22 protein-coding genes and 3 pseudogenes are annotated in these 24,385 nt (G+C 72.1%); 12 read left to right on the top strand and 13 right to left on the bottom strand.

The features are described from left to right. Positions 1-77: 77 nt before the first annotated feature. Positions 78-2,144, bottom strand: coding sequence for an AfsR/SARP family transcriptional regulator (locus ACZ7L6_RS33000; RefSeq protein WP_471930542.1), 2,067 nt, complete (start codon positions 2,142-2,144; stop codon positions 78-80). A 166-nt stretch (positions 2,145-2,310) separates the two neighbouring features. Between ACZ7L6_RS33000 and ACZ7L6_RS32995 the strand changes: the two genes are divergently transcribed. After that, the gene (locus ACZ7L6_RS32995; protein ID WP_471930280.1) at positions 2,311-3,189 is read left to right on the top strand and encodes an alpha/beta fold hydrolase; all 879 of its coding nucleotides are present in this window, start codon (positions 2,311-2,313) and stop codon (positions 3,187-3,189) included. An 83-nt stretch (positions 3,190-3,272) separates the two neighbouring features. Here ACZ7L6_RS32995 and ACZ7L6_RS32990 read toward each other — a convergent pair whose 3' ends face one another. From ACZ7L6_RS32990 to ACZ7L6_RS32980, 3 genes are all read right to left on the bottom strand, one after another. After that, a complete protein-coding gene (locus ACZ7L6_RS32990) occupies positions 3,273-4,247 on the bottom strand; it encodes a TauD/TfdA dioxygenase family protein (RefSeq protein WP_471930278.1) in 975 nt (324 codons plus the stop codon). Positions 4,248-4,337: 90 nt separating this feature from the next. Further along, complete coding sequence (locus tag ACZ7L6_RS32985) at positions 4,338-4,946, bottom strand: hypothetical protein (protein ID WP_471930276.1); 609 nt, start codon at positions 4,944-4,946, stop codon at positions 4,338-4,340. Between the two features lie 47 nt (positions 4,947-4,993). After that, a complete protein-coding gene (locus ACZ7L6_RS32980; protein WP_471930274.1) occupies positions 4,994-6,547 on the bottom strand; it encodes a glycoside hydrolase family 32 protein in 1,554 nt (517 codons plus the stop codon). 171 nt (positions 6,548-6,718) lie between these two features. On the opposite strand from ACZ7L6_RS32980, the gene ACZ7L6_RS32975 reads away from it, so the two are divergent. The 5 genes and pseudogenes from ACZ7L6_RS32975 to ACZ7L6_RS32955 all read left to right on the top strand — a co-directional run. Then, complete coding sequence (locus ACZ7L6_RS32975) at positions 6,719-8,128, top strand: extracellular solute-binding protein (RefSeq protein ID WP_471930272.1); 1,410 nt, start codon at positions 6,719-6,721, stop codon at positions 8,126-8,128. Next, entirely contained in the window at positions 8,125-9,078 is a 954-nt protein-coding gene (locus ACZ7L6_RS32970; protein WP_471930270.1) for a carbohydrate ABC transporter permease, read from the top strand. The genes ACZ7L6_RS32975 and ACZ7L6_RS32970 overlap by 4 nt, the downstream gene beginning before the upstream one ends. 14 nt (positions 9,079-9,092) lie before the next feature. Then, the gene (locus ACZ7L6_RS32965; protein WP_471930268.1) at positions 9,093-9,947 is read left to right on the top strand and encodes a carbohydrate ABC transporter permease; all 855 of its coding nucleotides are present in this window, start codon (positions 9,093-9,095) and stop codon (positions 9,945-9,947) included. Next, positions 9,944-11,347 (top strand): glycoside hydrolase family 32 protein, encoded by a 1,404-nt coding sequence (locus ACZ7L6_RS32960; RefSeq protein ID WP_471930266.1) that lies wholly within the window; start codon positions 9,944-9,946, stop codon positions 11,345-11,347. The genes ACZ7L6_RS32965 and ACZ7L6_RS32960 overlap by 4 nt, the downstream gene beginning before the upstream one ends. Before the next feature lie 28 nt (positions 11,348-11,375). Then, positions 11,376-11,612: pseudogene (locus ACZ7L6_RS32955) on the top strand (GH32 C-terminal domain-containing protein); the annotation flags it as partial. On the opposite strand, the gene ACZ7L6_RS32950 reads toward ACZ7L6_RS32955, so the two are convergent. Further along, complete coding sequence (locus tag ACZ7L6_RS32950; protein WP_471930540.1) at positions 11,575-12,639, bottom strand: LacI family DNA-binding transcriptional regulator; 1,065 nt, start codon at positions 12,637-12,639, stop codon at positions 11,575-11,577. The pseudogene ACZ7L6_RS32955 and the gene ACZ7L6_RS32950 overlap by 38 nt on opposite strands. Positions 12,640-12,735: 96 nt before the next feature. On the opposite strand from ACZ7L6_RS32950, the gene ACZ7L6_RS32945 reads away from it, so the two are divergent. From ACZ7L6_RS32945 to ACZ7L6_RS32930, 4 genes are all read left to right on the top strand, one after another. Continuing rightward, a complete protein-coding gene (locus ACZ7L6_RS32945) occupies positions 12,736-13,566 on the top strand; it encodes an aldo/keto reductase (RefSeq protein ID WP_471930264.1) in 831 nt (276 codons plus the stop codon). Positions 13,567-13,672: 106 nt separating this feature from the next. Beyond that, a complete protein-coding gene (locus ACZ7L6_RS32940; RefSeq protein ID WP_471930262.1) occupies positions 13,673-14,287 on the top strand; it encodes a DNA polymerase ligase N-terminal domain-containing protein in 615 nt (204 codons plus the stop codon). Positions 14,288-14,290: 3 nt separating this feature from the next. Continuing rightward, on the top strand, positions 14,291-15,319 hold the full coding sequence (ligD, locus tag ACZ7L6_RS32935) for a non-homologous end-joining DNA ligase (protein ID WP_471930260.1): 1,029 nt from the start codon (positions 14,291-14,293) through the stop codon (positions 15,317-15,319). Between the two features lie 91 nt (positions 15,320-15,410). Beyond that, the gene (locus ACZ7L6_RS32930; protein ID WP_471930258.1) at positions 15,411-15,845 is read left to right on the top strand and encodes a cupin domain-containing protein; all 435 of its coding nucleotides are present in this window, start codon (positions 15,411-15,413) and stop codon (positions 15,843-15,845) included. Here the strand turns inward: ACZ7L6_RS32930 and ACZ7L6_RS32925 are convergent, their stop codons facing one another. The 4 genes from ACZ7L6_RS32925 to ACZ7L6_RS32910 form a co-directional block, all read right to left on the bottom strand. After that, positions 15,846-18,182 (bottom strand): SpoIIE family protein phosphatase, encoded by a 2,337-nt coding sequence (locus tag ACZ7L6_RS32925; protein WP_471930538.1) that lies wholly within the window; start codon positions 18,180-18,182, stop codon positions 15,846-15,848. A gap of 109 nt (positions 18,183-18,291) precedes the next feature. Further along, positions 18,292-18,750, bottom strand: a complete 459-nt coding sequence (locus tag ACZ7L6_RS32920) for a peroxiredoxin (protein WP_471930256.1) — start codon at positions 18,748-18,750, stop codon at positions 18,292-18,294. Then, complete coding sequence (locus tag ACZ7L6_RS32915) at positions 18,747-19,127, bottom strand: DoxX family protein (RefSeq protein ID WP_471930254.1); 381 nt, start codon at positions 19,125-19,127, stop codon at positions 18,747-18,749. Before ACZ7L6_RS32915 ends, ACZ7L6_RS32920 begins: the two co-directional genes overlap by 4 nt. A 46-nt stretch (positions 19,128-19,173) precedes the next feature. Further along, a complete protein-coding gene (locus tag ACZ7L6_RS32910) occupies positions 19,174-19,953 on the bottom strand; it encodes an AraC family transcriptional regulator (RefSeq protein WP_471930252.1) in 780 nt (259 codons plus the stop codon). Between the two features lie 54 nt (positions 19,954-20,007). Here ACZ7L6_RS32910 and ACZ7L6_RS32905 point away from each other — a divergent pair, with 54 nt between their 5' ends. Beyond that, positions 20,008-21,207, top strand: a complete 1,200-nt coding sequence (locus tag ACZ7L6_RS32905) for an MFS transporter (RefSeq protein ID WP_471930250.1) — start codon at positions 20,008-20,010, stop codon at positions 21,205-21,207. Positions 21,208-21,225: 18 nt separating this feature from the next. Here ACZ7L6_RS32905 and ACZ7L6_RS32900 read toward each other — a convergent pair. From ACZ7L6_RS32900 to ACZ7L6_RS32885, 4 genes and pseudogenes are all read right to left on the bottom strand, one after another. Continuing rightward, positions 21,226-21,354: pseudogene (locus ACZ7L6_RS32900) on the bottom strand (MarR family transcriptional regulator); the annotation flags it as partial. A gap of 50 nt (positions 21,355-21,404) precedes the next feature. Next, positions 21,405-22,022 (bottom strand): annotated as a pseudogene (locus tag ACZ7L6_RS32895) (cytochrome P450 family protein); the annotation flags it as partial. A gap of 157 nt (positions 22,023-22,179) precedes the next feature. Beyond that, complete coding sequence (locus ACZ7L6_RS32890) at positions 22,180-22,920, bottom strand: response regulator transcription factor (protein ID WP_471930536.1); 741 nt, start codon at positions 22,918-22,920, stop codon at positions 22,180-22,182. A 105-nt stretch (positions 22,921-23,025) separates the two neighbouring features. Beyond that, positions 23,026-23,676 carry a TetR/AcrR family transcriptional regulator gene (locus ACZ7L6_RS32885; RefSeq protein ID WP_471930248.1) on the bottom strand — a complete coding sequence of 217 codons (651 nt, stop codon included), beginning with the start codon at positions 23,674-23,676 and terminating at the stop codon, positions 23,026-23,028. Here ACZ7L6_RS32885 and ACZ7L6_RS32880 point away from each other — a divergent pair. Then, a complete protein-coding gene (locus ACZ7L6_RS32880) occupies positions 23,675-24,259 on the top strand; it encodes a Tn3 family transposase (protein ID WP_471930246.1) in 585 nt (194 codons plus the stop codon). The two genes, ACZ7L6_RS32885 and ACZ7L6_RS32880, sit on opposite strands and share 2 nt — an antisense overlap. Positions 24,260-24,385: the final 126 nt, after the last annotated feature.

Below are 24,385 nucleotides of genomic sequence, written 5' to 3'. Positions count from 1 at the left end.
CGCTTCCTTCCTCATCGCAGGCCGGGGCCCGCGGACGCGCCCTGCCGAAGTCCGGTACCGGGCACGAGCGTTTTGGATCATTCACCTGTACGACGACGAGTTTCGTCAAACAGTTCACCCGGGCGCCCGAGGGCGGTGGCCAGGTCGGCCAGGTGACCGGAGACCGGGCCGAGGGTGAGCAATCCGCTGCCGGCACCGGCGAGTTCGTTCGCCGCCGGAGCGAGGGCCGTGTGGGCACGGGCCATGGTCCGCCGGTCGCCAAGGACCAGTGCCGCTCGGGCGATGAGGCACCACAGGGCCTCCTGGAGGAGGTCACGGGGCGGGTCGGGCGTCGCGCGCAGGGCATCGGCGGCCTGCGGGCGGTGGCCCTGGTCGAGGAGGAGCAAGGGGCGCGCCCAGGGGGCGTACGGGCCCCAGTCCGTGTGGTGGTCGAAGGCGGAGCGGAGGGGCAGCTCGTGCCGCACACGCAGGCACAGGAGCGCGAGCGGCAGCAGGCCGTCGGCCAGGCCGGGCATGCCCGCGTCGGGCAGCAGGCCGGCCGCGTTCCGGTAGGCCGCCTCCACTTCCGTCACCGATGCACGGCCGGTGGCGTCCAGCCGCAGTGCGGCGTACCAGCCGGTGAACACGCCCACCAGCGGCCGTTCGTGGCGTACGGCCAGGGCGTCCGCGGCGGCCGCATGTCGGTCGGCCGCGGTGAAGTCACCGAGTGCGCTGCGGGCCTGGAGCCGCACGAGGTGGCCGAGGATCTCGAAGTTGGCGAGGCCTCCTCGGACGGAGATGGCCACCAGCTCCGCTCCGATCTCGTCACGTCGTGGCGCCAGCCCGGTGCGGTCGAAGCACTGCATGAAGGCCGCGTTGAGGGCGAACGCCAGCAGCACCGGGTCGTCCAGCCGGCGGGCGACCTCCTCGGCCTGACGGGCGGCTTGAGGGCCACGGGCGAGCGGGGTGCCGCGTGACTCCAGGGCGATCGTGGCCAGCAGACGGGCCTTGGCCGCCTCCTGTCCTTCGGCACCTCCTTCGGCAGGCAGGGCGGTGAGCGTGCGCTCGGCGGCCGCGACCACGTGTGCGGCCTGTTCCGGGTCGTCGAGGCGGGTCCAGATCGCCGGGACGTCGTAGGCGCCGATCACCCGGGCCGTCAGTTCGGGGTCGCCCAGTTCCTCGGCGGCCGCGATCGCCGTGACCCGGTGCTCGCGGGCGGCGAGCAGGCCACTGCCGCCGGTGACGGCGAGGCTGCGCAGCAGACCGGTCGTCGACTCCAGGCGGGCCCGGGCGTCGGGCGCGACGGTGCGGTCGTAGGCGGCGGCGACCTGCTCCCAGACCCGGCCGGCGGGACTGTCCCGGCGACCGGCGAGGCCGTCCCGTCGACCTGTAGGGGTCTCCTGCGCCTGGCCGAGGTGGTCAGCCTGCCGCAGGATGTCCGCCTCCAGGGCACGCAGTCGCGGTCCCGGGTCGATGCCCAGTTGCTCGGCCAGCAGCGCCCGGGCCCGGCGCAGCACGTCCAGCGCGTCGGCCTGCCGGCCCGTGCGGTACAGCGCGAGCGCCAGCAGGCGCCAGGCGTTCTCACGCCAGGGGTGCTCGGCCGCGTGGGCGCGAAGATCCGCCGCCGCCCGGTCGGCCGGGCCGAGGGACATCAGCGCCTCGGCACGCAGCTCTACGGCATGCAGGCGCAGCTCGGTCAGGCGGCGGCTGTCGGCCCGCGCCCACGGCTGGTCGGCGAACTCCGCGTAGGCGGGGCCGCGCCACCAGCCGAGCGCCTCTACCAGCCGTACGGTCGCCTCCTCGGGGGGCAGCGTCGCGGCCTCGGCGACCGTGTGCTCGAAGCGCCAGGCGTCCACCGCGTCCGTCGCGGCGCGCAGGGCGTAGCCCGGGCCGTCGGTGACCAGCAGTCTGGCCGGGCTGCGGGGCGGGCGACCGGGTTCGAGGGCGCGGCGCAGTGCGGCGACGAACGTGCGCACGGCGCCCACCGCGTCGGCGGGCGGGTCCGTCCAGAGGTCGTCGACCAGGCGGGAGACCGGCACGACGCGCCCCCGGGCGACGATCAGCCGGGCCAGAACCGAGCGGTGTCTCGGTCCCTTCAGGGCGATCGTGTTCCCGTCCGCGTCCCAGGCCGTGACCGGCCCGAGCACGCCGAAGCCTGGCCGCACGTCTTCCACCGCCTTCCACCGTCGCGGGTCGCCCCGGCGTTGCTCATCCACTGCTCATCCGCCCGGAGGAGCATCGAGAAACAAGATCCCCCAGAGGCATCCTCCACCACTCGATCCGCAACCAGTCGATCGCAACCAGTCGACTCGTACAGGAAGGAGCGGAGCCGTGGCACCTGTCATCGCCGGCTTCGATCATCACCGCGTCCCCGTCGCCGACGGAGTGTCCCTGCACACGGCCGTCGGCGGCTCCGGCACCCCCGTCGTCCTGCTGCACGGCTTCCCGCAGACCCACCTGATGTGGCGTCATGTGGCGGTCGGCCTCGCCGCCGACCACACCGTGATCTGCCCCGACCTGCGCGGCTACGGCGCCAGCGACAAACCGGCGGAGACCGACGGCACCGTCTACGCCAAGCGCACCATGGCCGCGGACATCGTGGCCCTGGCCCGCGAACTGGGGCACGAGCGCTTCGCGTTGGCCGGGCACGACCGTGGCGCCCTGGTGGCCTTCCGTGCCGCACTCGATCACCCCGAGACGGTCACCCATCTCGCGTGTCTGGACGTCCTGCCCACCCTCGACATGTGGGAGGTGATGCACGGCGTCACCGCCGCCGTCGGCTTCCACCTCTATCTGATGGCCCAGCCGCCGGGCCTGCCCGAACGCATGATCGGCGCCGCCCCGGACGCCTTCTTCGGCCACTTCCTCGACACCTGGACGGCCGATCCACGAGCTGTCCCGGCGGAGGTCCGCGCCGCCTACCTGGCGGCCTGCCGGGAGGCGGTGCCCTCGATCGTCGCCGACTACCGGGCCTCCGCCGGCATCGACATCGAGCACGACCGGGCCGACCGCGCCGCGGGCCGCACCCTCGGCATGCCGGTCAGTGTCCTTCAGCAGGACTGGGGCGCGGCCCTCGGCTTCGACGCCGTCGCGCTGTGGCGCGCCTGGGCGGCCGACCTGCGGCACACCGCGGTCACCTGCGGCCACTTCATGGCCGAGGAGGCGCCCGACGACATCGCGAAGGCACTACGGGAACTGCTCGCCCGCTGAAAGCGTGGGAAGCACTCGCACGGCCGGGCGGCCTCCTGAGCGCCGGGGCCGCGCGCGTCGTTCACCTGATCCGCCCGCGTCGGCTACCAGCGCCCCGGCTCCGTCCCGGTGATCGGCTCCGACGGCTTGCCGTCCACCCCGACCGGCACCTCCCCGGCGAGCATCACGCGGTGCATGATCCGCGGAAAGTCGAGGTGGGCGTTGTCGCCGGGAGCGAGGTGGATGGTGGCCCGGTTGTCCCAGAACGCCACGCTGCCGGGCTCCCAGCGGAAGCGGACCGTGTACTCGGGGCGCACCGCCTGCTCGAGCAGCATGTCGAGGATCGCCCGGCTCTCGGCCCGGGAGAGGTCGGCGATCTGCTCGACGTAGTAGCCGTTGACGTAGAGGACCCGCTCCCCCGTCTCCGGATGGACGCGCACCAGCGGATGCAGCGAGGCGACCTGATGGTCCAGCAGATGGCGGACGTACGCGTCGTCGCCGGGCCGGGGCTGGTAGCCGACGCCGAGACGGTGCTCGGCTCGGAGGCCGTCCACGAACTCCCTGACCGGGCCGGACAGTCCGGCGTACGCGGCCGCCAGGTTCGACCAGGTCGTGTCGCCGCCGTAGGGCGGTACGGTCTCGGCGCGCAGGATCGTCGCGGCGGGCGGGTCGATGCGGGCGCCGTGGTCGCAGTGCCAGCCGCGCAGGAGGGTATGCCGGCGGCGGCGCAGCCACTCGTCGTGCTCCATGCCGAAGCGTCCGCCCAACTCCAGCCGGTCGGCGGTGGTTTCGATCTCGGGGACGTCCGGCGGGGAGGCCTTCCCGCGCCGCCTCAGCACGACCGGTTCGCCGAAGCGGCGCGCGAAGGCGACATGGGCGGCGTGGTCCAGCCGCTGCCCGCGGAAGAACACCACCTTCCAGCGCAGCACCGCCGCCCGGATCGCGGCGACCAGGGCGTCGTCCAGGTCCCCGGCCAGGTCGACGCCTGTGATCTCCGCCCCGATGTGTCCGGCGACCGGGTTCACCTCGATCCCGATGGCCTGCTCCGTCCCGTCCGCAGGGGACCTGCCCGTCGTCATGCGCGCTCCGTCGGTCGTCCGCACCGGCTCCGGGTCCGAGCCGGTTCCAAGAAGATCGTGACAGTGTTCGGCGGGCGTGACGACAGGGCCTCAGCGTACGGGCCGGTCCACGGCCGTCAGCACCGCGTCCGCCAGCCGGTCCACCGAGCGGCCGTCCGTGTCGATGCGGCGCAGGCCGTGCGCGTCCACGGCCTGCGCCACCAGCGTCTGGAAGCGTTCGGCCCGGGCCGGGAACTTGTCCACCAGGTGCCGCTCCCGGTCCGTCGCTTCCTCGTAGCGGGCCGACGACCGCATGCGCTCACGCAGCACCGCCTCGTCGGCCGTGAGCCAGACGGCTCCCGTGTGCGGCACGGACGTCAGCCCGGCCACCCGGGCGGGCCACAGCGCTGAGCCCTCCAGGACCAGGCCCGGGCCGTCTCCGGTGGCCCGGTCGGTGATCAGTTCCTCGATGCGCGGCCACAGGCGTGCGTAGTGGTCGAGCACCGACCGGATCAGCTCGTCCACGTCGAGGCCGGCGTAGTGCTCGGCGACATGCGGTGGCGGGTCCCACTCCGCCGTCCGCCAGGGCCGCCCCGGGTGGCGGGCGAGCTTGTCCGTCGAGCGGCAGTCGAACCCGAGCCGCTCGGCGACGGCCCGGGCCACGGTCGACTTGCCGGTGTGGGACCTTCCCCCGGTGAGCACCACGCGCACGCCCTGCATGCCGTCGACCCTACTCACCGCAACTCGCCCTGTGGCGGACTCCCGGCTCACCCCACGGCGAACTCCCGTATCACCGTGTTCCGGAACACCGCCGTTCCGTCGATCGTGAACAGCGCGAGCCCGGTGTCGATCAGATAGGGGAAGGCGGCCGACGAGTGCACGTACCGGCCGTCGTCCACGAACATCTCCACGGACGTACGGTCGACCAGGATGCGCAGCTTCACCGTGCGGGCGGACGGCTCGAACGGGCTGTGGCTCTCCTGCCACCGGCCGGAGGCGTCGGGGTTGACGGTGGGGCGGCGGTTGAGGAAGGCGTAGTCGCCGTAGATCCCGGCGTCGACGTGGCGGCCCCCGTCGGGTGAGCGGCGCAGTTGCAGGCCGGCGCCGGTGAGCCGGTCCCAGGTGATCTCGCAGGTCACCTCGTAGGCCGTGCCGCGGTAGTCGAGCACGCGGGTGCCGGTGACCTCCAGGTCGCCCAGGTTCAGCGTGCGGGAGACGTGGTCGTCCAGTGCGGCGACCGGCTGTGAGGCGAGGTAGTACGTTCCGGAGGAGGCCCGTTTCAGGGTGATCTCCCGGACGGTCGAGTCGGTGCCGTTGAAGCCGTCGCAGTCGATGGTGGGCGTGCGATGCGCGTAGTCCCAGTTGTTCAGCCAGCCCATCGCGTACCGGACGGACGGGTCCACCGAGCCGTCGCTGCGGTGCTTGTCGAAGGTGACGGCTCCGTACCAGTCCCAGCCGTGGTCGAGCCACTGCGGATCGGCGGCGTCGGCGGTGAACGCGCTGCCGTCGAAGGACCCCGTCCAGTACGCGTAGGTGTTGGGCAGCCCCGAGCCCTTGCCGTTGGCGCTGACGCCCAGCACCCACTTCACCGTGCCGTCCTCGGCGGTGATGCGGAACAGGTCGGGACACTCCAGCGTCCCGATCCCCTCCCTGATGAAGCCGCCCGCGTACGTCCACGACTTGAGGTCGGCGGAGTGGTAGAAGCCCACCTTGGTGCCCTCGGCGAGCGCCATCACCCAGCGGTCGCGGTCCTCGTCGCGGATCACCTTGGGGTCGCGGAAGTCGGCGCCGGCGCTGGGCGTGGGCAGGACGGGATCGGTGCCGTAGTGGGTGAACGTGCGCCCCCCGTCGGTCGAGTAGTACAGGAACTGCGCCTGGCGGTCGGTGCCGCCGCCGGGCGACATGGTCGCGATCACGATCACCGCGCCGGCACCGAAACCAGCGGTGCCCTGCGTGTCCACCACCGCCGAGCCCGACCAGACGTCGCCGTTGGGGGTCGTGTCCTTGGGCACGGCGACCCCGCGGTCCGTGAAGGACACCAGGTCGGTGCTGGTGGCCAGGCGCCAGGCGGTGCCTTCGACGCCGGAGAAATAGTCCGCGTTGTACAGGTAGTAGTAGTGGTACTCGCCGTCGATCCACACCGGCCGCTGCGGGTCGTTCTTCCACTGGTCGGGGACCGTGAAGTGGTACGCGGCGCGGTAACTGGCACAGGCGGCAGCGGCCTTGGGTTTCGCGACGGCGGGGCTCGCGGCGGGCAGCAGTGCGGTCGCCGCGCCCGCCGCCGACCCGGCGAAGAGCGCTCTCCTGGACAATCCACGCATCACACATCGTTCCTCTCGTCGTCGAGGCTCAGAACGGCGGCTCATGTGGATCAGGACTGTGCGGCCTAACTCGTTAAAGGTCAAGTCGTTCGCGACTCTTGACAGGCCCGTAACGCGCTTCACATCATCTGGGTCATCAGATTCGGCTAACACGAGTTAGGCCCACCCTGAATGACCGACTCGCATCTCACCCGCCGCACCCTGCTGCGGTACGGCGCCTACGGCGCGGGAGCCGCCGCGCTGGCCGGTACCGCCGCGAGCTGGGACCGGCTCACCGGAGCCGACATCCCCGGCCGGGACGACGGCTCCCTCGTCGTCGCCACGCTCGGCCCCGCCTACGGGCCGGAGGCCATCCGCACGCTCACCGAGGGCTTCAAGAAGGTCCACCCCGACATCAAGCTGCGGATCAACGCCGTACAGGCCGTCGACTGGTCGGACTTCTTCGCGAAGATCCTCACCCAGATCGCTGCGGGCACGGCGCCCGATCTCGTGTACGTCGCCACCGAGGGCGTGCAGCTGTTCGCGCAGCGCCTCGGCGTCCCGCTGGACGACTGGGTGAAGCGGGACGCCGAGGAGCTGCGCGAGTACTTCGCCGACGTCCACCCGTCGCTGGTGGAGTCGATGATGTACGAGGGGAGCCTCTACCAGCTGCCGGTCGAGTTCAACGCGGCCGACATGTACTTCAACACCCAGGTGCTGAAGCGGGCGGGCGCGAGCTTCCCGCCGGCCGACTGGACCCGCGACGACTTCACCACGCTGCTGCGGGACATGAAGAAGTCCAGCGGCTCCCAGTTCACGCCGTACTTCTGGACCAACCGGCTCTGGGGCGGCGTGGTGCCGTGGCTGTTCGCCAACGACACCAACCTCCTCACCGAGTCCAAGGCGCCGGGCGGCGCCTGGCTGTGGGACTCCTTCTACCCGGCGGACCGGCGCCAGGGGCGCGGCGGCGGTTTCCGCTGGACGACCCCGCAGGCCACCGACGCCCGCGTGGAGGAGGCGTACGACTATCTCGCCTCCCTCATCCAGGAGGGCCTGTGCACGCGCCCCGAGGGCGGCAACGGCCAGAACCTCATCGGCGTGTTCTCCACCGGCCGGGTCGGGGTCACGCCCGCGGGCGGTTTCTGGGCGGGCGGCCTGCATCTCGCAGGAATGAAGACCGACGGCTTCGACGTGCAGTACTTCCCGCGCTGGCGCACCCAGCGCATGCAGTACGGCGCCGCGGGCTACGCACTGCTGCGCACGTCGAAGAAGCAGGAAGAGGCCTGGGAGTTCATCAAGTACGCCGCCCGCAGGGACACCCTTGTGCGGCTGTTCGAGACCAACCAGACCACCCCGGCGCGCCGCTCGATGCTGACCGCCGACCGCTACCGGGAGACCGGCCCGAACCACTGGCAGGTCTTCTACGACACCCTCGACAAGTTCCCCGACACCGGGCCGATCCCCGCGCCCCCGCAGGTCGCCGAGGTCGAGCAGGTGCTGCTGAAGCACACCGGTACCGCGCTGGCCTCCCGGCGTTCGGTGACCCCCGCGCTGCGGCGGATGCAGAGCGATCTGGAGAAGGCCATGGAGCGTGACGTATGACGAACACCCAGATACCGGCCGTACGGCCGAAGCCGCCGACCGCCGCCCCGGCCGTCGCGCCCCGGCCGTCCGCCCGCGACCGCGGCGCCCGGCTGCTGGCCACGCTGTTCCTGGCGCCGACGATCGTCGGCATCGTCGTCTTCACGGTCGTTCCGATCGCCGGCTCGGTGGTGCTGAGCCTCTTCCACTGGAACGTCATCGACGACCCGAGCTTCGCGGGGGCCGCCAACTACCGTGAGGTCTTCGGCGATTCGACCGTGCTCGTCTCCTTCCGCAACACCCTGGTCTTCATGGTGTTCGCGGTCGCGCTGCAGCTGCTGATCGCCCTCGTCCTGGCGCTCGCGGTGAACGGGCGCATGCCGGTGTGGCTGCGGTCGATGTTCCGCTCGGCGTTCTTCTTCCCGCTGGTGCTGTCCGCCGCGTCGATCTCGGTGGTGATGAAGTACCTGTTCAACCAGGACTTCGGGATGGTGAACTGGCTGATCGGCCTGGTCGGGATCGCTCCGGTGCCGTGGCTGACGTCCGAGAACGCGGCGATGGCCACGGTGATCCTGGTCTACGTGTGGCAGCAGTTCGGTTTCTCGTTCCTGCTGTTCGTCGGGGGTCTCAACAACATCCCGAAGGAGATCCACGAGGCCGCCTCCCTGGACGGCGCGACGGGCCTGCGCAAGCACCTGAACATCACCCTGCCGCTGCTGTCTCCGACGCTGCTGGTCGCGTCGGTGGTCGGCATCATCAACGCGCTCCAGGTCTTCGAGCAGCCGTACGTCCTCACCAACGGCGGGCCGGGCGACGCCACCCGCACCGTCGTGATGGTCATCTACGAGAGCGCCTTCGAGCAGCTCCGCTTCGGCGAGGCGTCCGCGGTGGGCGTCCTGCTCTTCGTGCTGATCATGGCCGTCACCGCCCTCCAGTTCCGGCTCAGCCGGCGTTTCGTCCACTACCAGTGAGCCGGGTGAGTCCCATGAGCCAAGCGACAATGAACCTCAGCCGTGCCCGGTCCTCGGTGGCGCCGTGGGCGCGGATCGCCGGACTGACCGTATGCGCGCTGCTGACCCTCGGCCCGGTCATCTGGACGATCTCCACCTCCCTGCGCACCCCGGCCGAGTCCTTCGACCTGCCGCCGAAGATCATCCCGACTGACCCCACCCTGGAGTCGTACCGCGGGGTCTTCGACCAGATCGACGTATGGCTGCTCGCCCTGAACTCGACCCTGGTGACCGCGCTGATCGCGATCGGCCAGATGATCACGGCGGGCCTTGCCGGATACGCCTTCGCCCGCCTCGAATTCCGGTTCAAGAAGCCGCTGTTCGCGCTGGTCCTGGCGACCATGATGGTGCCGCTGCAGGTCACGATCGTGCCGGTGTTCCTGGTGCTGAAGTCGATGGGCCTGACCGACACCCTGCTCGGTCTGATCATCCCGGCCTTCCCGACCGCCTTCGGCACCTTCCTGATGCGCCAGTACTTCCTGGGCATGCCCAAGGACCTGGGCGAGGCGGCCATGCTGGACGGCTGCGGGCCCTGGCGGATCTTCCGGTCCGTGTACGCCCCGCTGGCCGCGCCCGGTCTCGCGATCGTCGGCGTCCTGGCCTTCAACTACCACTGGAACGAGTTCTTCCGCCCCCTGATCCTCGAGACCTCCGGCCAGAACTACACCCTCCCGCTGGGCCTGGTCTCCCTCCAGGGCAACCTGGGCACCGGCTCCATCTCGGTGGTGCTCGCCGGTGTCGTGCTCTCCATGATCCCCGCCGTCGCCGTGTTCGTCGTCGGTCAGCGCCCTCTGCGTGAGGGCATCACGTCCGCAGGAGTCAACCGTTGAGCGTCGCCGCTCAGTCCACGGAGCCGAACGCCCCGCGCTTCCGGGTCCGTCCCCCCGCCAACTGGATCAACGACCCGAACGGTCCCTTCCTTTGGCGGGGCCGCCACCACCTCTTCTACCAGCACAATCCCGACGCCCCGGTGCACGCGAACGTCCACTGGGGCCATGTCTCCAGCCACGACCTCGTCCACTGGGAGCACCATCCGATCGCGCTCGCCCCGACCCCCGGCGGCCCGGACGAGGCGGGCTGCTGGTCGGGCTGCCTGGTCGACGACGACGGGGTGCCTACGGCCGTGTACACGGGCGTCGACCGGCAGCACACCGGTCTCGGCTCGATCTGCCTGGCGCGGGCGCTGGTACCGGAGGACGAGACGCTGACCGACTGGCGGCCAGTGCCGGCGCCGGTGGTGACCGGCCCGCCCGCCGACCTGGACGTGGTGATGTTCCGCGACCCGTTCGTCTTCCGGTGCGGTGGCCGACGCTGGGCGCTGGTCGGTGCGGGGCATGCCGACGGGACGCCGTCGGTGCTGCTGTACGACTGCGACGACCTGGCCGACTGGCGGTTCGCCGGGGTGCTCCTGGACGGCAACGACCCGGTCGCGGTGGAGGCCTTCGGCGACAAGGCGGTGGGCTGGGAGTGCCCGCAGTTGTATGCGACGGCGGGCGGGGAGTGGGTGCTCGTGGTGTCCCTGTGGGACGGAGACCCCGTCTCCACCGGGTATCTGACGGGCCGTCTCCAGCCGTACGGCGACGAGGACGGGTTGCGCTTCGAGGCCCGCGTGGGCGGGCGGCTGGACCACGGGCGGGACTTCTACGCGCCCGCCGTGCTCCAGGAGCCGGACCGGGCGTTGATGTGGGGCTGGTCCTGGGAGGCCCGCGAGCAGAGCGACGTCGACCGGGCGGGCTGGGCCGGTGTCCTGACCGCGCCGAGGGTCGTGGAGACGCATCCGGACGGGTCGCTGCGGGTCGTACCGGCTCCGGAGCTCGAACTGCTGCGTGCGGACGGGCCCTTCGTGACCGCACCGGGCCTTCCTACGCCGCTGCCGGAGGCGTACGACCTGACCGTCACCGCGTCCGGCCGGACCACGGTGAGCCTGCTGCGGTCGGCCTCGGGCGCGGAGTTGAGGGTCCTGCTGGACCCCGGGGAGGGCACGGTGACGCTCGACCGCGGGGACTGGCCCCGGACAGGACCCGAGGGAGCGGGGCCGATCGTCGTGCGGGCACCGGCCGGTGAGGTGCGGATCCTCGTCGACGGGTCGCTGCTGGAGCTGTTCGTCGGCGACCGGGCGACGGTCACCGAGCGGGTCTACCGGCGGCCGGACGACGTGCCCGAGCTGGTCGTCACGGGCTGCGCGGCGGCCGTCACCGGCTGGGAGCTGGTCCCACCGACGCACGACTGATCACCGGGCAGGCGAGGCGCCGTACAGTCAGGGCACGGTCACGATCGACGGCGGCGACCGGCCCAGGACAGGGCCCGAAGAGGCGGCGCCGGCCGGTGAGGTGCGGATCCTCGTCGACGGGTCGCTGCTGGAGCTGTTCGTCGGCGACCGGGCGACGGTCACCGAGCGGGTCTACCGGCGGCCGGACGACGTGCCCGAGCTGGTCGTCACGGGTGCCGCGGCGGCCGTCACCGGCTGGGAGCTGGTCCCACCGACGCACGACTGATCACCGGGCAGGCGAGGCGCCGTACGGTCGCGGGCGGTGTCCTGCCGGTGTCGATGGAGTCGAGGACCAGCCGTGCGGCGGCCTCGCCCATCGCCCGGTGGGGCAGCGCGACGCTGGTGAGGGGCGGGGTGAGGAACTCGGCCATGTGCTCCTGGTCGTCGTAACCGACCACCGACAGCTCGCGGGGGACGGCGATGCCGAGCCGGGTCGCGGCGTGCAGGACGCCCGCCGCGACCCGGTCGTTGTAGCAGAAGATCCCGGTGGGCCGCCGGTCCGCGGGCACACCGTCGAGGACACGCATCGCGCCCTCGAACCCGCCGCTGATCTCGCCCCCGCTCCTGACGACCCACTCCTTGGGGACGGTGATCCCCTCGGCGCGCAGCGCGTCCCGGAAGCCGCGCAGGCGGTCGACGGAGGCGATGTCGTCCTGGCCGCCCACCATGGCGACCCTGTGGTGCCCCTGGTCCAGCAGCAGCCGGGCCGCCGTACGGCCGCCCGCGCGCTCGGCGGGGATGACGGCGGGCAGGGAGTCGTCCTCGGGCAGGCAGTTGGCGAGGACGGAGTGGGTGCGGTGCAGGCCCTCGGGGACGCGGACGCTGCGCAGGGACATGGCCGCGTAGATGATCCCGTCCACGCGCCGGTCGAGGAGTTCGGCGACGGCCGCGTCCTCCTTGGCCGGGTCGCCGCCGGAGTCGATGGTCAGCACGAGGTGGTCGCTCGCCCAGGCGGTCTCCATGGCGCCGCGCAGCAGCCGGCCGGCGAAGGGAGAGGAGGCGATCTCGTCGGTGACGAGGCCGATCACGGCGGTACGGCGGCGGCGCAGGCCGCGGGCGACGGGGTCGGGGCGGTAGCCCAGCTGGGCGGCGGCCTCGCGGATGCGTTCCTGAGTGGCGGGCGAGAGGTTGCCCTCGGCGCGGCCGTTGAAGACGAAGGAGACAGCCGTGTGCGACACACCGGCGAGCCGGGCGACGTCCCGTGACGTGGGACGCGTCGATCCCGTCGCCCGCCTCTCCTCGGTGCCGCCCATGCCGTCCGCCGCCCTCATCCCCCACCCGTCCGGTTGATCAATCCTCACCCTATCCGTGACGCTGGGTGTACGGCACAGTCGAGGGAAGGTCCGACAGTGATCAGCATCCCGGCACACACGCTCAACGACGGTACGACGATCCCCGCCCTCGGTCTGGGCACCTGGCCGCTGGACGACGCGCAGGCGGAACAGGCGGTTGTGGGCGCCCTGGAGCTGGGCTACCGCCTCGTCGACACGGCGACGAACTACCGCAACGAGACAGGGGTCGGCCGAGCCGTCGCCCGCAGCGGCGTCCCCCGCGAGGAGCTGGTGGTGACGACGAAACTCCCGGGCCGGCACCACGGCTACGAGGAGACCCTCGCCTCCTTCGAGGAGTCCCGCGCCCGCCTCGGCCTGGACCACGTGGACCTCTACCTCATCCACTGGCCGCTCCCCCGCGTCGACAAGTACGTCGACTCCTGGAAGGCGATGATCAAGCTGCGCGAGGACGGTCTCGTCCGGTCGATCGGCGTCTCCAACTTCACGCCCGAGCACATCGAGCGGCTGGAGAAGGAGACCGGCGTCCTGCCCTCGGTCAACCAGATCGAGCTGCACCCGCTGTTCCCGCAGGCGCAACTGCGCGCCTTCCACACCGGCAAGGGCATCCTGACCGAGAGCTGGAGCCCCCTGGGCCGCGGCACCGCCCTGCTGGACGATCCCGTGATCCTCTCCATCGCCGAGGCACACGGTGTGACGCCGGGCCAGACCGTGCTGCGCTGGCACATCCAGCTCGGCGCCGTCCCCGTGCCGAAGTCCGCCGACCCCGGGCGGCAACGCGAGAACCTGGACGTCTTCGGCTTCGACCTCAGCCCCGTCCAGATGACGGCGATCGCGGACCGCGCCCACCGGCGCATCGGCGGGGATCCCGAAGCGCACGAGGAGTTCTGACCGGCCCGGGGCTCCTGCCCCGCGTCGAGGAGCTGGGCGACGCGTCGGTCCAGGCATTGAGGCGGCCGTCGGCGGGGTACTCGGGGCGTTCGGGAAGGAGGCGGTCGTGGGTGAGAAGGACCGGCTGCGGGATTACCGGGGGAAGCGGGACTTCGGGCGGACGCGTGAGCCGGAGGGGCGTGGGGCGGGCTCGGGTGAGGAGCCGCGGTTCGTGGTGCAGATCCATGACGCCAGCACGCTGCACTTCGACTTCCGGCTTCAGGTGGACGACGTACTGAAGTCCTGGTCGGTGCCGAAGGGGCCCTCCGACGATCCGCACGACAAGCGGCTCGCCATGCCGACCGAGGACCATCCGCTGGAGTACGAGGAGTTCGAGGGCGTGATCCCGAAGGGCGAGTACGGGGGCGGAACGGTCATCGTCTGGGACCACGGCACGTACGAGCCGCTGAGCCACGACCGCAAGGGACGCCCCGTGGACTTCGACGAGTCCATCGAGCGCGGGCACGCCACGTTCCGGCTGAGGGGATCGAAGCTGCACGGCGAGTACGCCCTCACCCGGTTCCGCGGCGGGCAGGACGGCGACCGGGAGGCATGGCTGCTGGTGAAGGCCGCGAAGGGCAGCCGGGCCCACGTGCACGGCACCCCCGACCCGTACCGGGCCCGTTCGGCGCTGACCGGCCGTACCCTCGCCCAGGTCGCCGCGGACGGCGACGAGGGGTGAACGGTGCCGACGGCTCTTCTGGACGGCCTTCCCGCTGAGCAGCAGCGGCTGTTGCGGAAGGCCCGGCCGGGGGCGGAACTGGCCGCGCAGCCCATGCTGGCCACGCTGAGCGAGCGGCGGGACTTCTCCGGCGAGGAGTGGCTGTTCGAGCGGAAGCTGGACGGGGTGCGGGTGCTGGCGGTGCGTGAGGGCGGGCGGGTCTGGCTGCTGTCCCGCAGGGGACGCCGGCTCGACGCCACCTACCCGGAGGTCGTGGACGCGCTCGGCGAGCAGTCCTGTGCGGACTTCACCGTCGACGGGGAGATCGTCGCGTTCTCGCGCGGCCGCACCGACTTCGCCCGGCTCCAGCAGCGCATGGGCCTGACCCGACGGCAGGACGTCGAAGCGAGCGGTGTCGCCGTGACGTACTACGTCTTCGACCTGCTCAGGCTGGACGGCCAGGACACCGCACGGCTGCCGCTGAGAGCCCGCAAGTCCCTGCTGCGGCGCGCACTGACCTACCGCTCGCCGCTGCGGATGACGCCCCATCGCAACGCGGGCGGGGCAGAGCTCCTGGCCGACGCCTGTGCCCGGGGCTGGGAGGGGCTGATCGCCAAGCGGGCCGACGGGGACTACCAGCCGCGCCGGTCCCGGGACTGGCTGAAGCTGAAGTGCGCGCAGGGGCAGGAGTTCGTCGTCGCCGGGTTCACCGAGCCGGCCGGGAGCCGGGTGGGGCTCGGTGCACTCCTGCTCGGCTATCACGAGCGGGGGCGGCTGCGGTACGCGGGCAAGGTCGGCACCGGCTTCGACCGGCGCACGCTGCTCGATCTGCGGGAGCGTCTGGACGGCATGCGGGTCGACCGCTCGCCCTTCGACGGGCCGGTGCGGGAGGCGGGCGCGCGGTGGGCGCGGCCGGAGCTGGTCGCGCAGATCTACTTCACCGAGTGGACCCGGGACGGCATGCTGCGGCATCCGCGATTCCTGGGGCTGCGGGACGACAAGGCGGCCGAGGAGGTCGTACGGGAGCGGCCGCCGGGAGGCACGGCCACCTGAGCGCCTTGCGGATCTTCGGGTTCCGCCCCCAACTGGCCTTGTCTGCCTTTATGTTCGCGGCGGAAACCATCTCCCCCAGGAGGCTCCCCGCATGCGCATCGCACTCCGTACCGCCCTCACCGGCGCCGTCGCCACCGCCACCGTCCTCGTCTGCGGCCCCGCCCACGCGACACCCCCGGGCCCGGGCGTCACCGGCCGCACCATCAGCCAGACCACCGTCGGCGACACCGACTACGTCCTGCGCGAGGTCACGGTGCCGCCCGGCCAGGCCACCGGCTGGCACTACCACGACGGTCCGGTGTACGGATACGTGAAGCAGGGCACGCTCAGCCACTACCACTCCGACTGCGCCTCCGACGGCGTCTATCCGCAGGGCACCGTCGTGCGCGAGCCGGGCGGACCGAGCGACGTCCACCTCGGCCGGAACCTGGGCGACACCACGCTCGTCCTGGAGGTGTTCTACATACTCCCGCACGGCGCGCCGTTCTCCGAGGACGTGCCCAACCCCGGCTGCCCCTTCGAGTGATCACACCGGCGGCAGCGGCTGTTCGGCCCAGATCGTCTTGCCGCTGCCGGTCTGCCTGCTGCCCCAGCGCTGGGTGAGCTGGGCGACCAGCAGCAGTCCGCGGCCGCCCTCGTCGTAGGCGTGGGCCCGGCGCAGGTGCGGTGAGGTGGAACTGCCGTCGGAGACCTCGCAGATGAGGGTGCGGTCACGGATCAGCCGGAGCTGGATGGGCGGTGCACCGTAGCGGATGGCGTTGGTGACGAGTTCACTGACGACGAGTTCGGTGACGAAGGCGGCCTCGTCCAGTCCCCACGCGGTCAGCTGGTCCGTGGCGGCCTGCCGGGTCCTCGCCACGTGCTCGGGGTCCGGCAGGACGTCCCAGGTGGCGATGCGGTCCTCGCCCAGGGCCCGCGTGCGGGCCAGCAGCAGGGCCACGTCGTCACTGGGGTCCTCGGGCAGGACGGCCTTGAGCACGGTGTCGCACAGGGCGTCGAGGCTCTCGGCGGGCGCGGTCAGGGCGCGGCACAGTTCGTCGGTGGCGTGGTCGATGTCGCGGTCGCGGTCCTCGATGAGGCCGTCCGTGTACAGGGCGACCAGGGAACCCTCCGGCAGCTCCACCTCCATCGCCTCGAAGGGCAGTCCGCCGACGCCGAGCGGCGGTCCCGCGTTCATCTCGAGGATCTGTGTGCTGCCGTCGGGCAGGACGAGGACCGGCGGTGGATGGCCGGCGGCGGCGAGGTCGAGGCGGCGGGATACGGGGTCGTAGACGGAGTACAGGCAGGTGGCGCCGAGTTCGGCGACCTCGTCGATGTCGTCCCCGGCGAGGTGGGTGACCAGGTCGTCGAGGTGGGTGAGGAGTTCGTCGGGCGGCAGGTCCACGTCGGCGAGGGTGCGTACGGCCGTGCACAGGCGGCCCATGGTGGCCGACGACGGGATGCCGTGCCCGACGACGTCGCCGACGACGAGGGCGACCCGGCTCCCGGACAGCGGGATCACGTCGAACCAGTCGCCGCCGATGCCGGCCTGCGAACCGGAGGGACGGTAGCGGTGGGCCACCTCGACGGCCGCCTGTCCGGTCAGTCCCCGGGGCAGCAGGTTGTGCTGCAGGGACAGTGCGGTGGTGCGTTCCCGGGCGAAGCGGCGGGCGTTGTCGACGCAGACGGCGGCCCGGCTGGCCAGTTCCTCGGCGAACAGGGCGTCCTCGTCGACGTAGTCGTCCGCCTGCTTGATCCGCACCGCCACCGCGACACCGAGGGTGGTGCCGCGGGCCCGCAGGGGCACCGCCATCATCGAGTGGGCGCCGACTCGGTGGCGGCGGCCGGCCGGGGCCCGGGCGTTGCGTTCGGCGACCCACCGCATGAACGCCGGTTCGCCCGCCTGGCTCTGGATCACCCGGCCTTCCAGGATCGCGCGGGCGGGTGGCGAGAAGGGCGGGTAGTAGTCCACCTCGCCCAGGTGCACGGCCGCCTCCGGGGTGCCCTCGGTGCAGGAGCCGTGGGCGACGCGGCGCAGGGCGATGTCCGTGCCGGCCAGCGCGGGCGGTTCGTCGGCGCCGAGGACCCAGTCGAACAGGTCCACACTGGCGAAGTCCGCGAACCGGGGCACCACGACCCCGACCATCTCCTCGGCGGTGCGCACCACGTCCAGCGTCGTACCGATGGTGGCGGCCGCCTCGTTCAGCAGGGCCAGCCGCTGCCGCGCCCAGTACTGGTCCGAGCTGTCGAACGCGGCGAGCGCGGTCCCGATCAGCGCGCCGGAGGAGTCCCGCACCGGCCACATGTCGGTCGTCCAGGCATGCTCCCGGTTCAGGGCCGGAGCGCCCGTGAAGCTCTCGTAGCGCAGCGGCCTGCCCGTCTCGGCGACCTGGCGCAGATGCCACAGGAAACCCCGGCTGTGTACCCCGTCCTCCACGGTCTCGGGGAAGGAGCGGCCGAGCAGCACTTCCTCGGGCACGCCCATGACCTTGCAGGCCGCTTCGTTGAGCCGCAGGTAGCGCTGGTCGGTGTCGAACACGGACATCGACATGGACGCCTGCTGGAAGGCCCGCTCGGCCAGGGTGGGCTCGTGCTCGCCCGGGGATGCGGTGGTGATCACGTATCCGCCCGGGCCGCCGTCCTCGCCCAGCACCGGGCACGCCGTCAGCTGCAGGGCGACGGGTGAGCCGTCCCGGTGCCGCACCACGGCGGTGCCGGTCAGCGCGGCCACGGCTTCGGGCGGCGGCTGCTCGGCGAGCAGCTCCCGCACCGGCCGTCCCACGGCTTCCTCGGCGGTCAGACCCGTCAGACGGTGGGCACCCTCGCTCCACCCGGTGACGACACCCTGGGCATCGATGATCGCCGCAGCGGAGACGCGCTCCATGTCGTCCAGCATGAGTCCTGCGCGTCACCGCATCAACCGCGATGCCCGGGCGGTTACGCCCGCGGAACCACGGCGCGCGCACCGGCCGCGGCTCCGCGGGGCCCTCGGCTCATTTGCGCAGTGCTGCGAGGGCCCGGTCGGCGTGGGTGTTCATACGCAGTTCGCTGCGGACGACCTCCAGGACCGTGCGGTCCTGCCCTATGACGAAGGTGACCCGCTTCGTCGGGGCCAGCGAGAAGCCACGGGTCACGCCGAACCGCTCGCGGACGGTTCCGTCGGCGTCGGACAGCAGCGGCATGCCGAGGGTGTGCCGGTCGGCAAACTCCTGCTGGCGTTCGACCGCGTCGCCGCTGATGCCCACGGGCCGTGCGCCGACCGCCGCGAACTCGGCGGCGAGATCCCGGAAGTGGCAGGCCTCCGCGGTGCAGCCCGGGGTGAGGGCGGCGGGGTAGAAGAAGAGCACCACCGGTCCCTCGGCGAGCAGCTCGGTGAGGCTGCGGGTGGTGCCGGTCTCGTCCGGCAGCGAGAAGTCCTCGATCTTGTCGCCGACCTTCAGCTGTGCGCTCACGACCGGCCCTCCGCCCTCTTGGCGATGCTCCGGGCCCACAGAACGAGCGGGACCTGCAGTGGCAGCCGGCCGAGGGCGGCGGCCTTCTGCGGCGCGGGGCGGTGCCGCCAGTCGGCGGCCATCTGCACGTTCGCGGGGAACACGCCGACGAAGAAGGCCGCCGTGGCCAGCGCGGCGGCCTTGCGGGTGCGCGGCAGCGCCAGCCCGGCCGCCAGCGCCAGTTCGGCGGCTCCACTGGCGTACGTCCAGGTCCGGGGCGTCCCCGGCAGGGCGCGCGGCACGATCTCGTCGAATCGGCGTGGGGCGCAGAGGTGGGCGACGCCCGCTGTGGCCAGCAGGCCGGCGAGCAGCAGGGGCGAGCGTTGGGACCGGGGCACGGCTCCTCCTTGGATGGCCTGCCGCCGGATGCTACCGGAGGGTAGATCACGACCCGTCATCCGCCCCCGGCCGCCTTCGCCGGGTACGGCGGTTGTGGGTTCCGGGCGTGTGGCCGAAGGAGCGGCGGAAGACGTCGATGAAGGCGCTGGCGGAGGACCAGCCGCAACGGTGTGCGACGGTCGTGACGGGTGTGTCCTCGGCGAGCAGGCGCAAGGCGTGGTAAAGGCGCGACTGGGTGCGCCATTGCGGGAACGTCATGCCGAACTCGTGGCGGAAGAGCCGGCTGAGGGTGCGCTCGCCCGCTCCGGTGGCGGCGCCGAGCGCGGCGAGCGTGCGTGAGTCGGCGGGGTCGGCGTGAACGAGCGCGCAGACCGCGACCAGGCGCGGATCGGTCGGGGTGGGCAGGCGCAAAGGCTGCTGGGGTGAAGCGCGCAGTTGGTCGCGCAGGACGGCGAGCAGGCGGCGGCGCTCGGGGCTGTCGTCGCCGGGATCGCGGGTGTAGGCGAGGATCAGCTCGCGCAGCAGCGGGCTGACGGCGAGGACGGTGGGGGCGTTCAGGCCGAGCGGGGTGTCGTCGGCGGGCAGGCCGACCAGGTGGAGGTCCAGGTGGCCGTGGGCGCGATGCGCGTGGACGGTGCCCGCGGGGACCCAGATGGCGCGGTTGCCGGGCGCGAACCAGGTCCCGGCGTCGGTGGTGACGGCGAGGACGCCGGAGCCCGCGTAGACGATCTGGTGGTCGTCGTGCCGGTGTGCGTCGATGCGCTCCCCGGCGGCGAGCACCTGGGCGCGGGTCGGCGCGATCGGTGTGTGGCGGATGTTCGACACAGTTCGACAGATTATCGAAAGCGGGCCACGGTGCTGCCGCACGACGATCGCAGGGTGTCCACGAAACGCAACCGCGCCATCACACTGCTGTCCCTGGGCCACGCCTGTGTCGACGTCTACCAAGGCGCCGTGGCGGCCCTCGTCCCCTACTTCGTCGCCGAGCGCGCCTACAGCTACGCCGCCGCCTCGGGCGTCGTGCTCGCCGCGTCCTTGCTGTCGTCGGTGGTGCAGCCGCTGTTCGGGGCGCTCACCGACCGACGGTCGATGCCGTGGCTGCTGCCGCTGAGCGCGTTGACGGGCGGTGCCGGCGTCGCACTGAGCGGCGTCATGGGTTCCTACGCGCTCACGCTGGCGGTGGTGGCCGTGTCGGGGATCGGCGTCGCCGCGTACCACCCGGAGGCCGCCCGCGCGGCCCGCGACGCCGCGCACGGCAGTCATACGGCGATGGGCTGGTTCTCCCTCGGCGGCAACGTCGGTTTCGCCCTCGCGCCGCTGCTGGTGGCCTCGGTGGTCGCCACCGGAGGCCTGGGCGCCTCGCCCCTGCTCGTCGGCCCGGCGGTCGTGGGGGCGGCCCTGTGCGCCGCGGCCGTGCGCTCGGCCGGCAGCCGTGGCGGGTCCGCGAGCCTGGGCGAGGGCGTCGGCCGCGACGACTGGGGGTCGTTCCTGCGGCTGTCCGGCGCCGTCGTGTGCCGGTCGATCGTGTTCGTCGGGTTGAGCGCGTTCGTCTCCCTCCACGTCCGGCAGCGGACCGGCGGCGGAGACATGGCCGGCACGGCCGCGCTGTGCGTGCTCTATCTCGGCGGCGCGGTGGGCACCGTGGCCGGGGGGCGGCTCGCCGACCGGTACGGGCGCCTGGCGGTGGTCCGCCGCGCGTATGTGCTGACGGTGCTCGCGGTGGCCGGTGTGGTCCTGGCACCCGGGCCACCGGTGTATCTGTTCGTCGCCCTGACCTCGGCCGGCCTGTACGTCCCGTTCTCGCTGCACGTCACGCTCGGCCAGGACTACCTGCCCCGGCGGGTGGGCACCGCCAGCGGTGTCACGCTCGGGCTGACGGTGAGCGTGGGTGGTCTCGCCGCCCCGGTCATCGGTGCGCTGGCCGACGCCACCTCGCTGCGGACAGCGCTCCTTCCTCTGATCGCCCTGCCGGCGCTGGGCCGGCTGCTTCTCAGCGGGCTGCGGGAGCCGACGCCGCCTGGAGAGGCAGTTACGGCGCCCGGCTCGGCCGACCGGCGCCCTCGCTCGAAGTCGGCGTGATCCGCGCGAGGTGATCCGTCAGGCGGCCCCGGCCGGTGCCGCGGGCTGCTGCTCGCTCTCCTCGTCGACCGCGTAGGCCAGGAAGTCGTCGACCATGCGGTGGAAGAAGCCGGCCAGCTGACGCAGCTCCTCGGGGGTCCAGTCGGCCGTCTCGTGGCCCGCGATCAGCAGGAGCAGGGCCATCTCGATGGCCTGTGGAGGCCAGCCAGGTAGCCCGCGACCTCGCGGCTCGCCGCGCCCCGCTCCTCGGGCGTGGCGGTCGTGCGGACCATGGTCTTGGTGTTCTCCTGGAAGAACTCGTGCTCTTCGTACGGCACGCCCAGCAGCTCGCAGATGACCAGCGAGGGGATCGGCAGGGCGAACACGTCCACGAAGTCCACCGGGGCGGGGCCGGCCAGCATGTCGTCGATCAGGCCGTCCACGATGCGCTGTACGGCGGGCCGCAGCGCCTCGACCTTCTTCACGGCGAACGGCGCCGTCACCATCCGGCGCAACTGGGCGTGTTCGGGGTCGTCCATCATGATGAAGCTGAGCTTGCCCTCACCGGCCTCGGGGCCGGCCTTGGTCGGGTAGCCCGGCCGGTCGGTGTCGGCGCTGACGCGCGGGTCGCCCAGCAGGGCGCGCTGCTCGGCGTAGCGGGTCACGAGCCAGGGCTCGCTGCCGTCCCACAGCCGCACCTTGGTGAGCGGCCCCTGCTCCTGCAGTTCCTTGAGGGCGGGCGGCGGGTCGAAGGGGCAGCGGGACTGCCGGGGCATCGGGAACTCGGGGACGGCGTCCGGCGCTTCGGGTGCGGTGCCGGTCAGGGTGTCGGCGATGGTGCTCCTCGGAGGTGGGGGGGATCGGCCTCGATGAGCACAGGCAAACACAGGGGTCTGACGCCTTCCGGTCAGTTTCCTGACAGGAGACTGACGTGGCTCAGATCACACGAGGGGCCCAACTGCGCCCTACTCCAGGGGGATTGTCCCGTCGGCGTCAGGAATCGGCGTCGGCCCGGCCCAGCCAGTACCCGAAGCCCCTGCGCGTGTGGATCAGCGCCGGGGCGCCCCGGTCGACCTTGCGGCGCAGACGGGAGACGAGCTGCTCGATCGCGTTGTCGTCGCGGTGGCCGCCCCAGACGTAGCGGCCGATCTGCTCCTTGGACAGCACCCGGTGCGCGTTGACCAGGAGATGGCGCAGCAGGCGGTACTCGGCGGGTGTGAGGTCCAGCGCCCGCGTCCCGCGCGTCGCCCGGCACGCGGTGTCGTCGAGCGCGAGGTCGCCGTACCGCAGGGGGTTGTCCCTGGGCGGGCGGGGGCGGGTGCCGCGCAGCAGCACCAGGATCCTGGCGAGGACCTCGGCCACCCGGAAGGGCTTGGTGACGTAGTCCCGCTCCCCCAGGCCGAGTTCGGGCACGAGCCGGGGCAGGGCGTCGTAATCGGTGAGGAGGAGGACGGGTGGGCGGTACGGGAGCGTGGGACGGCGCTCGCGGCTGAAGTCGGCCATGTCCGGCAGGGCGGTGTCGAAGACGACCAGATCGAAGTGGTGTTCGGCGACCCGTGCCAGCGCCTCGGCGCCGGTGCCGCTGAGGCTGATCCGGTAGCCGGCCAGCTCCAGGGTGGTCGAGAGCAGTTCGGCTAGCTCGGGCTCGCCCGCGACGATCAGGACGTGCTGGCCGGCACCGCGGGCGAGGGCGGCGCGCTGGCAGGCAGATCGGTCGTGGGGGGCGCCGCCCATCGGCGGGGCCGTCTGACGCGGGCTCATGGCCCTCCCTGTCCGGCGCCTCCGCGGCGGCCTCCGCCGAGAGTCGCTGTCACGGTCGTCGCTCCTTGGACGGGGGCGTCAGCGGCCCGGTGTGACGGGTGCCAGCCACATGCCGACGACGGCGTCGGCGAGGCCCGTGGCGGCGGCGTCCCAGGACGGGCGCGGGGTGGGGGTGTGCTCGGCGAGGGCGCGCTCGCGCTCGGCGGCGACGTGGACGATCAGGTGCCGGACCATCTCGCCGCGTTCGGTGCGGACCTCGGCCGGAAGGTCGGGCAGGCACCGATTCAGGCCCTCGATGATCGTCTGGAGGGACGGGGAGGTGAGGGCCTCCTCGACCATGATCCGGTGCAGGGCCGGATCCGAGACGACCTGCGCGCAGAACCGCGCGTACCAGGTGGGGCTGCCGAGCGCGGCGAGGTGTTCGAGCGCCGGGCGGACGAGGCAGTCCACCCAGCCGCGCACGTCGTCGGGGTCCGCCAGGTCGGCGACCAGGCGGGCGCGGATCTCCTCGATGCGCGTGGCGTGCCGCCGGACGATGGCGCGGACCAGGTCGGTCTTGGTGCCGAAGTGGTAGCCCACCGCCGTGTTGTTGCCCTGTCCCGCGGCCTCGCTGACCTGCCGGTTGGACACCGCGTACACGCCGTGTTCGGCGAAGAGCCGCTCGGCCGCGGTCAGGAGCAGCTCCCGGGTCGCGCTGACCTGCTCCTCCCGCAAGGTCCTGCCTGCCATGATCACCACCGCACCGGGACTTCGCCGATCACCGCAACGGCCAGTCCCTCGAGCCGCCGCGGGTTTGCACACCTACAACCTAAGTCACTTGATTGAAAGATGCGGTGGACATGGTGGAGCGCGCTACTGGCACGTGGAGCGCAAGAACGTCTGCATCTACTCCCAGCTCAAGTCTTGTTCGTCGGCCGAGGTCGCGGCGATGATCGAGGGCCTGCTGCGGCACTGCACGGATGCCGAGATTGAGTCGAACTACGTGGACACGCACCAGATGGTCAAGTACGCCACCGCGCTCCGTCTCGGGACGGCGGAGGCGGAGCAGGTGCTGCGACGCTTCACCCGGGGCGGCCCCAATCACCCCACCTTTGCCGCTCCTGAAGAACTGGGCCGTGGGGTCCGTACGACCTTCGCGTGCGATTACCTGGCCCGCCCCGAGCTGCGCCGGGAGATCCACGGCGGGCTTCAGGTGGTGGAGTACTGGAAGTCGACGAACATGGTCCTGCACTACGGCAAGGACGGCGCTCTGACCGGCCCGGACAAGGAACACGCCGAGACCTCGATGCTCGCGCTGCACCTACTCCAGTAGTCCAGTCCGCCCAGGTGCACGCCAACACCCTGCTGTTGCAGCAGGTCCTCGCCGAACCGGATTGGGCGAAGAAGCTGTCCGACGAGGACCGGCGAGGAACTGACTGCGCTGTTCTGGTCGAACATC

It is taken from the genome of Streptomyces sp. NPDC107522 (genome assembly GCF_055657525.1).
Note: the sequence above shows the minus strand (reverse complement) of the source record. Positions and strands in the feature narration are given on the sequence as shown.

Coding starts and splice junctions, on each gene's coding strand:
- ACZ7L6_RS32990 (WP_471930278.1), bottom strand. CDS start 4,247: ATGACGACGGGCAGGTCCCCTGCGGACGGGACGGAGCAGGCCATCGGG.
- ACZ7L6_RS32985 (WP_471930276.1), bottom strand. CDS start 4,946: ATGCAGGGCGTGCGCGTGGTGCTCACCGGGGGAAGGTCCCACACCGGC.
- ACZ7L6_RS32980 (WP_471930274.1), bottom strand. CDS start 6,547: ATGCGTGGATTGTCCAGGAGAGCGCTCTTCGCCGGGTCGGCGGCGGGC.
- ACZ7L6_RS32975 (WP_471930272.1), top strand. CDS start 6,719: ATGACCGACTCGCATCTCACCCGCCGCACCCTGCTGCGGTACGGCGCC.
- ACZ7L6_RS32970 (WP_471930270.1), top strand. CDS start 8,125: ATGACGAACACCCAGATACCGGCCGTACGGCCGAAGCCGCCGACCGCC.
- ACZ7L6_RS32965 (WP_471930268.1), top strand. CDS start 9,093: ATGAGCCAAGCGACAATGAACCTCAGCCGTGCCCGGTCCTCGGTGGCG.
- ACZ7L6_RS32950 (WP_471930540.1), bottom strand. CDS start 12,639: ATGGGCGGCACCGAGGAGAGGCGGGCGACGGGATCGACGCGTCCCACG.
- ACZ7L6_RS32930 (WP_471930258.1), top strand. CDS start 15,411: ATGCGCATCGCACTCCGTACCGCCCTCACCGGCGCCGTCGCCACCGCC.
- ACZ7L6_RS32925 (WP_471930538.1), bottom strand. CDS start 18,182: ATGGAGCGCGTCTCCGCTGCGGCGATCATCGATGCCCAGGGTGTCGTC.
- ACZ7L6_RS32890 (WP_471930536.1), bottom strand. CDS start 22,920: ATGGGCGGCGCCCCCCACGACCGATCTGCCTGCCAGCGCGCCGCCCTC.
- ACZ7L6_RS32880 (WP_471930246.1), top strand. CDS start 23,675: ATGATCACCACCGCACCGGGACTTCGCCGATCACCGCAACGGCCAGTC.
- ACZ7L6_RS32885 (WP_471930248.1), bottom strand. CDS start 23,676: ATGGCAGGCAGGACCTTGCGGGAGGAGCAGGTCAGCGCGACCCGGGAG.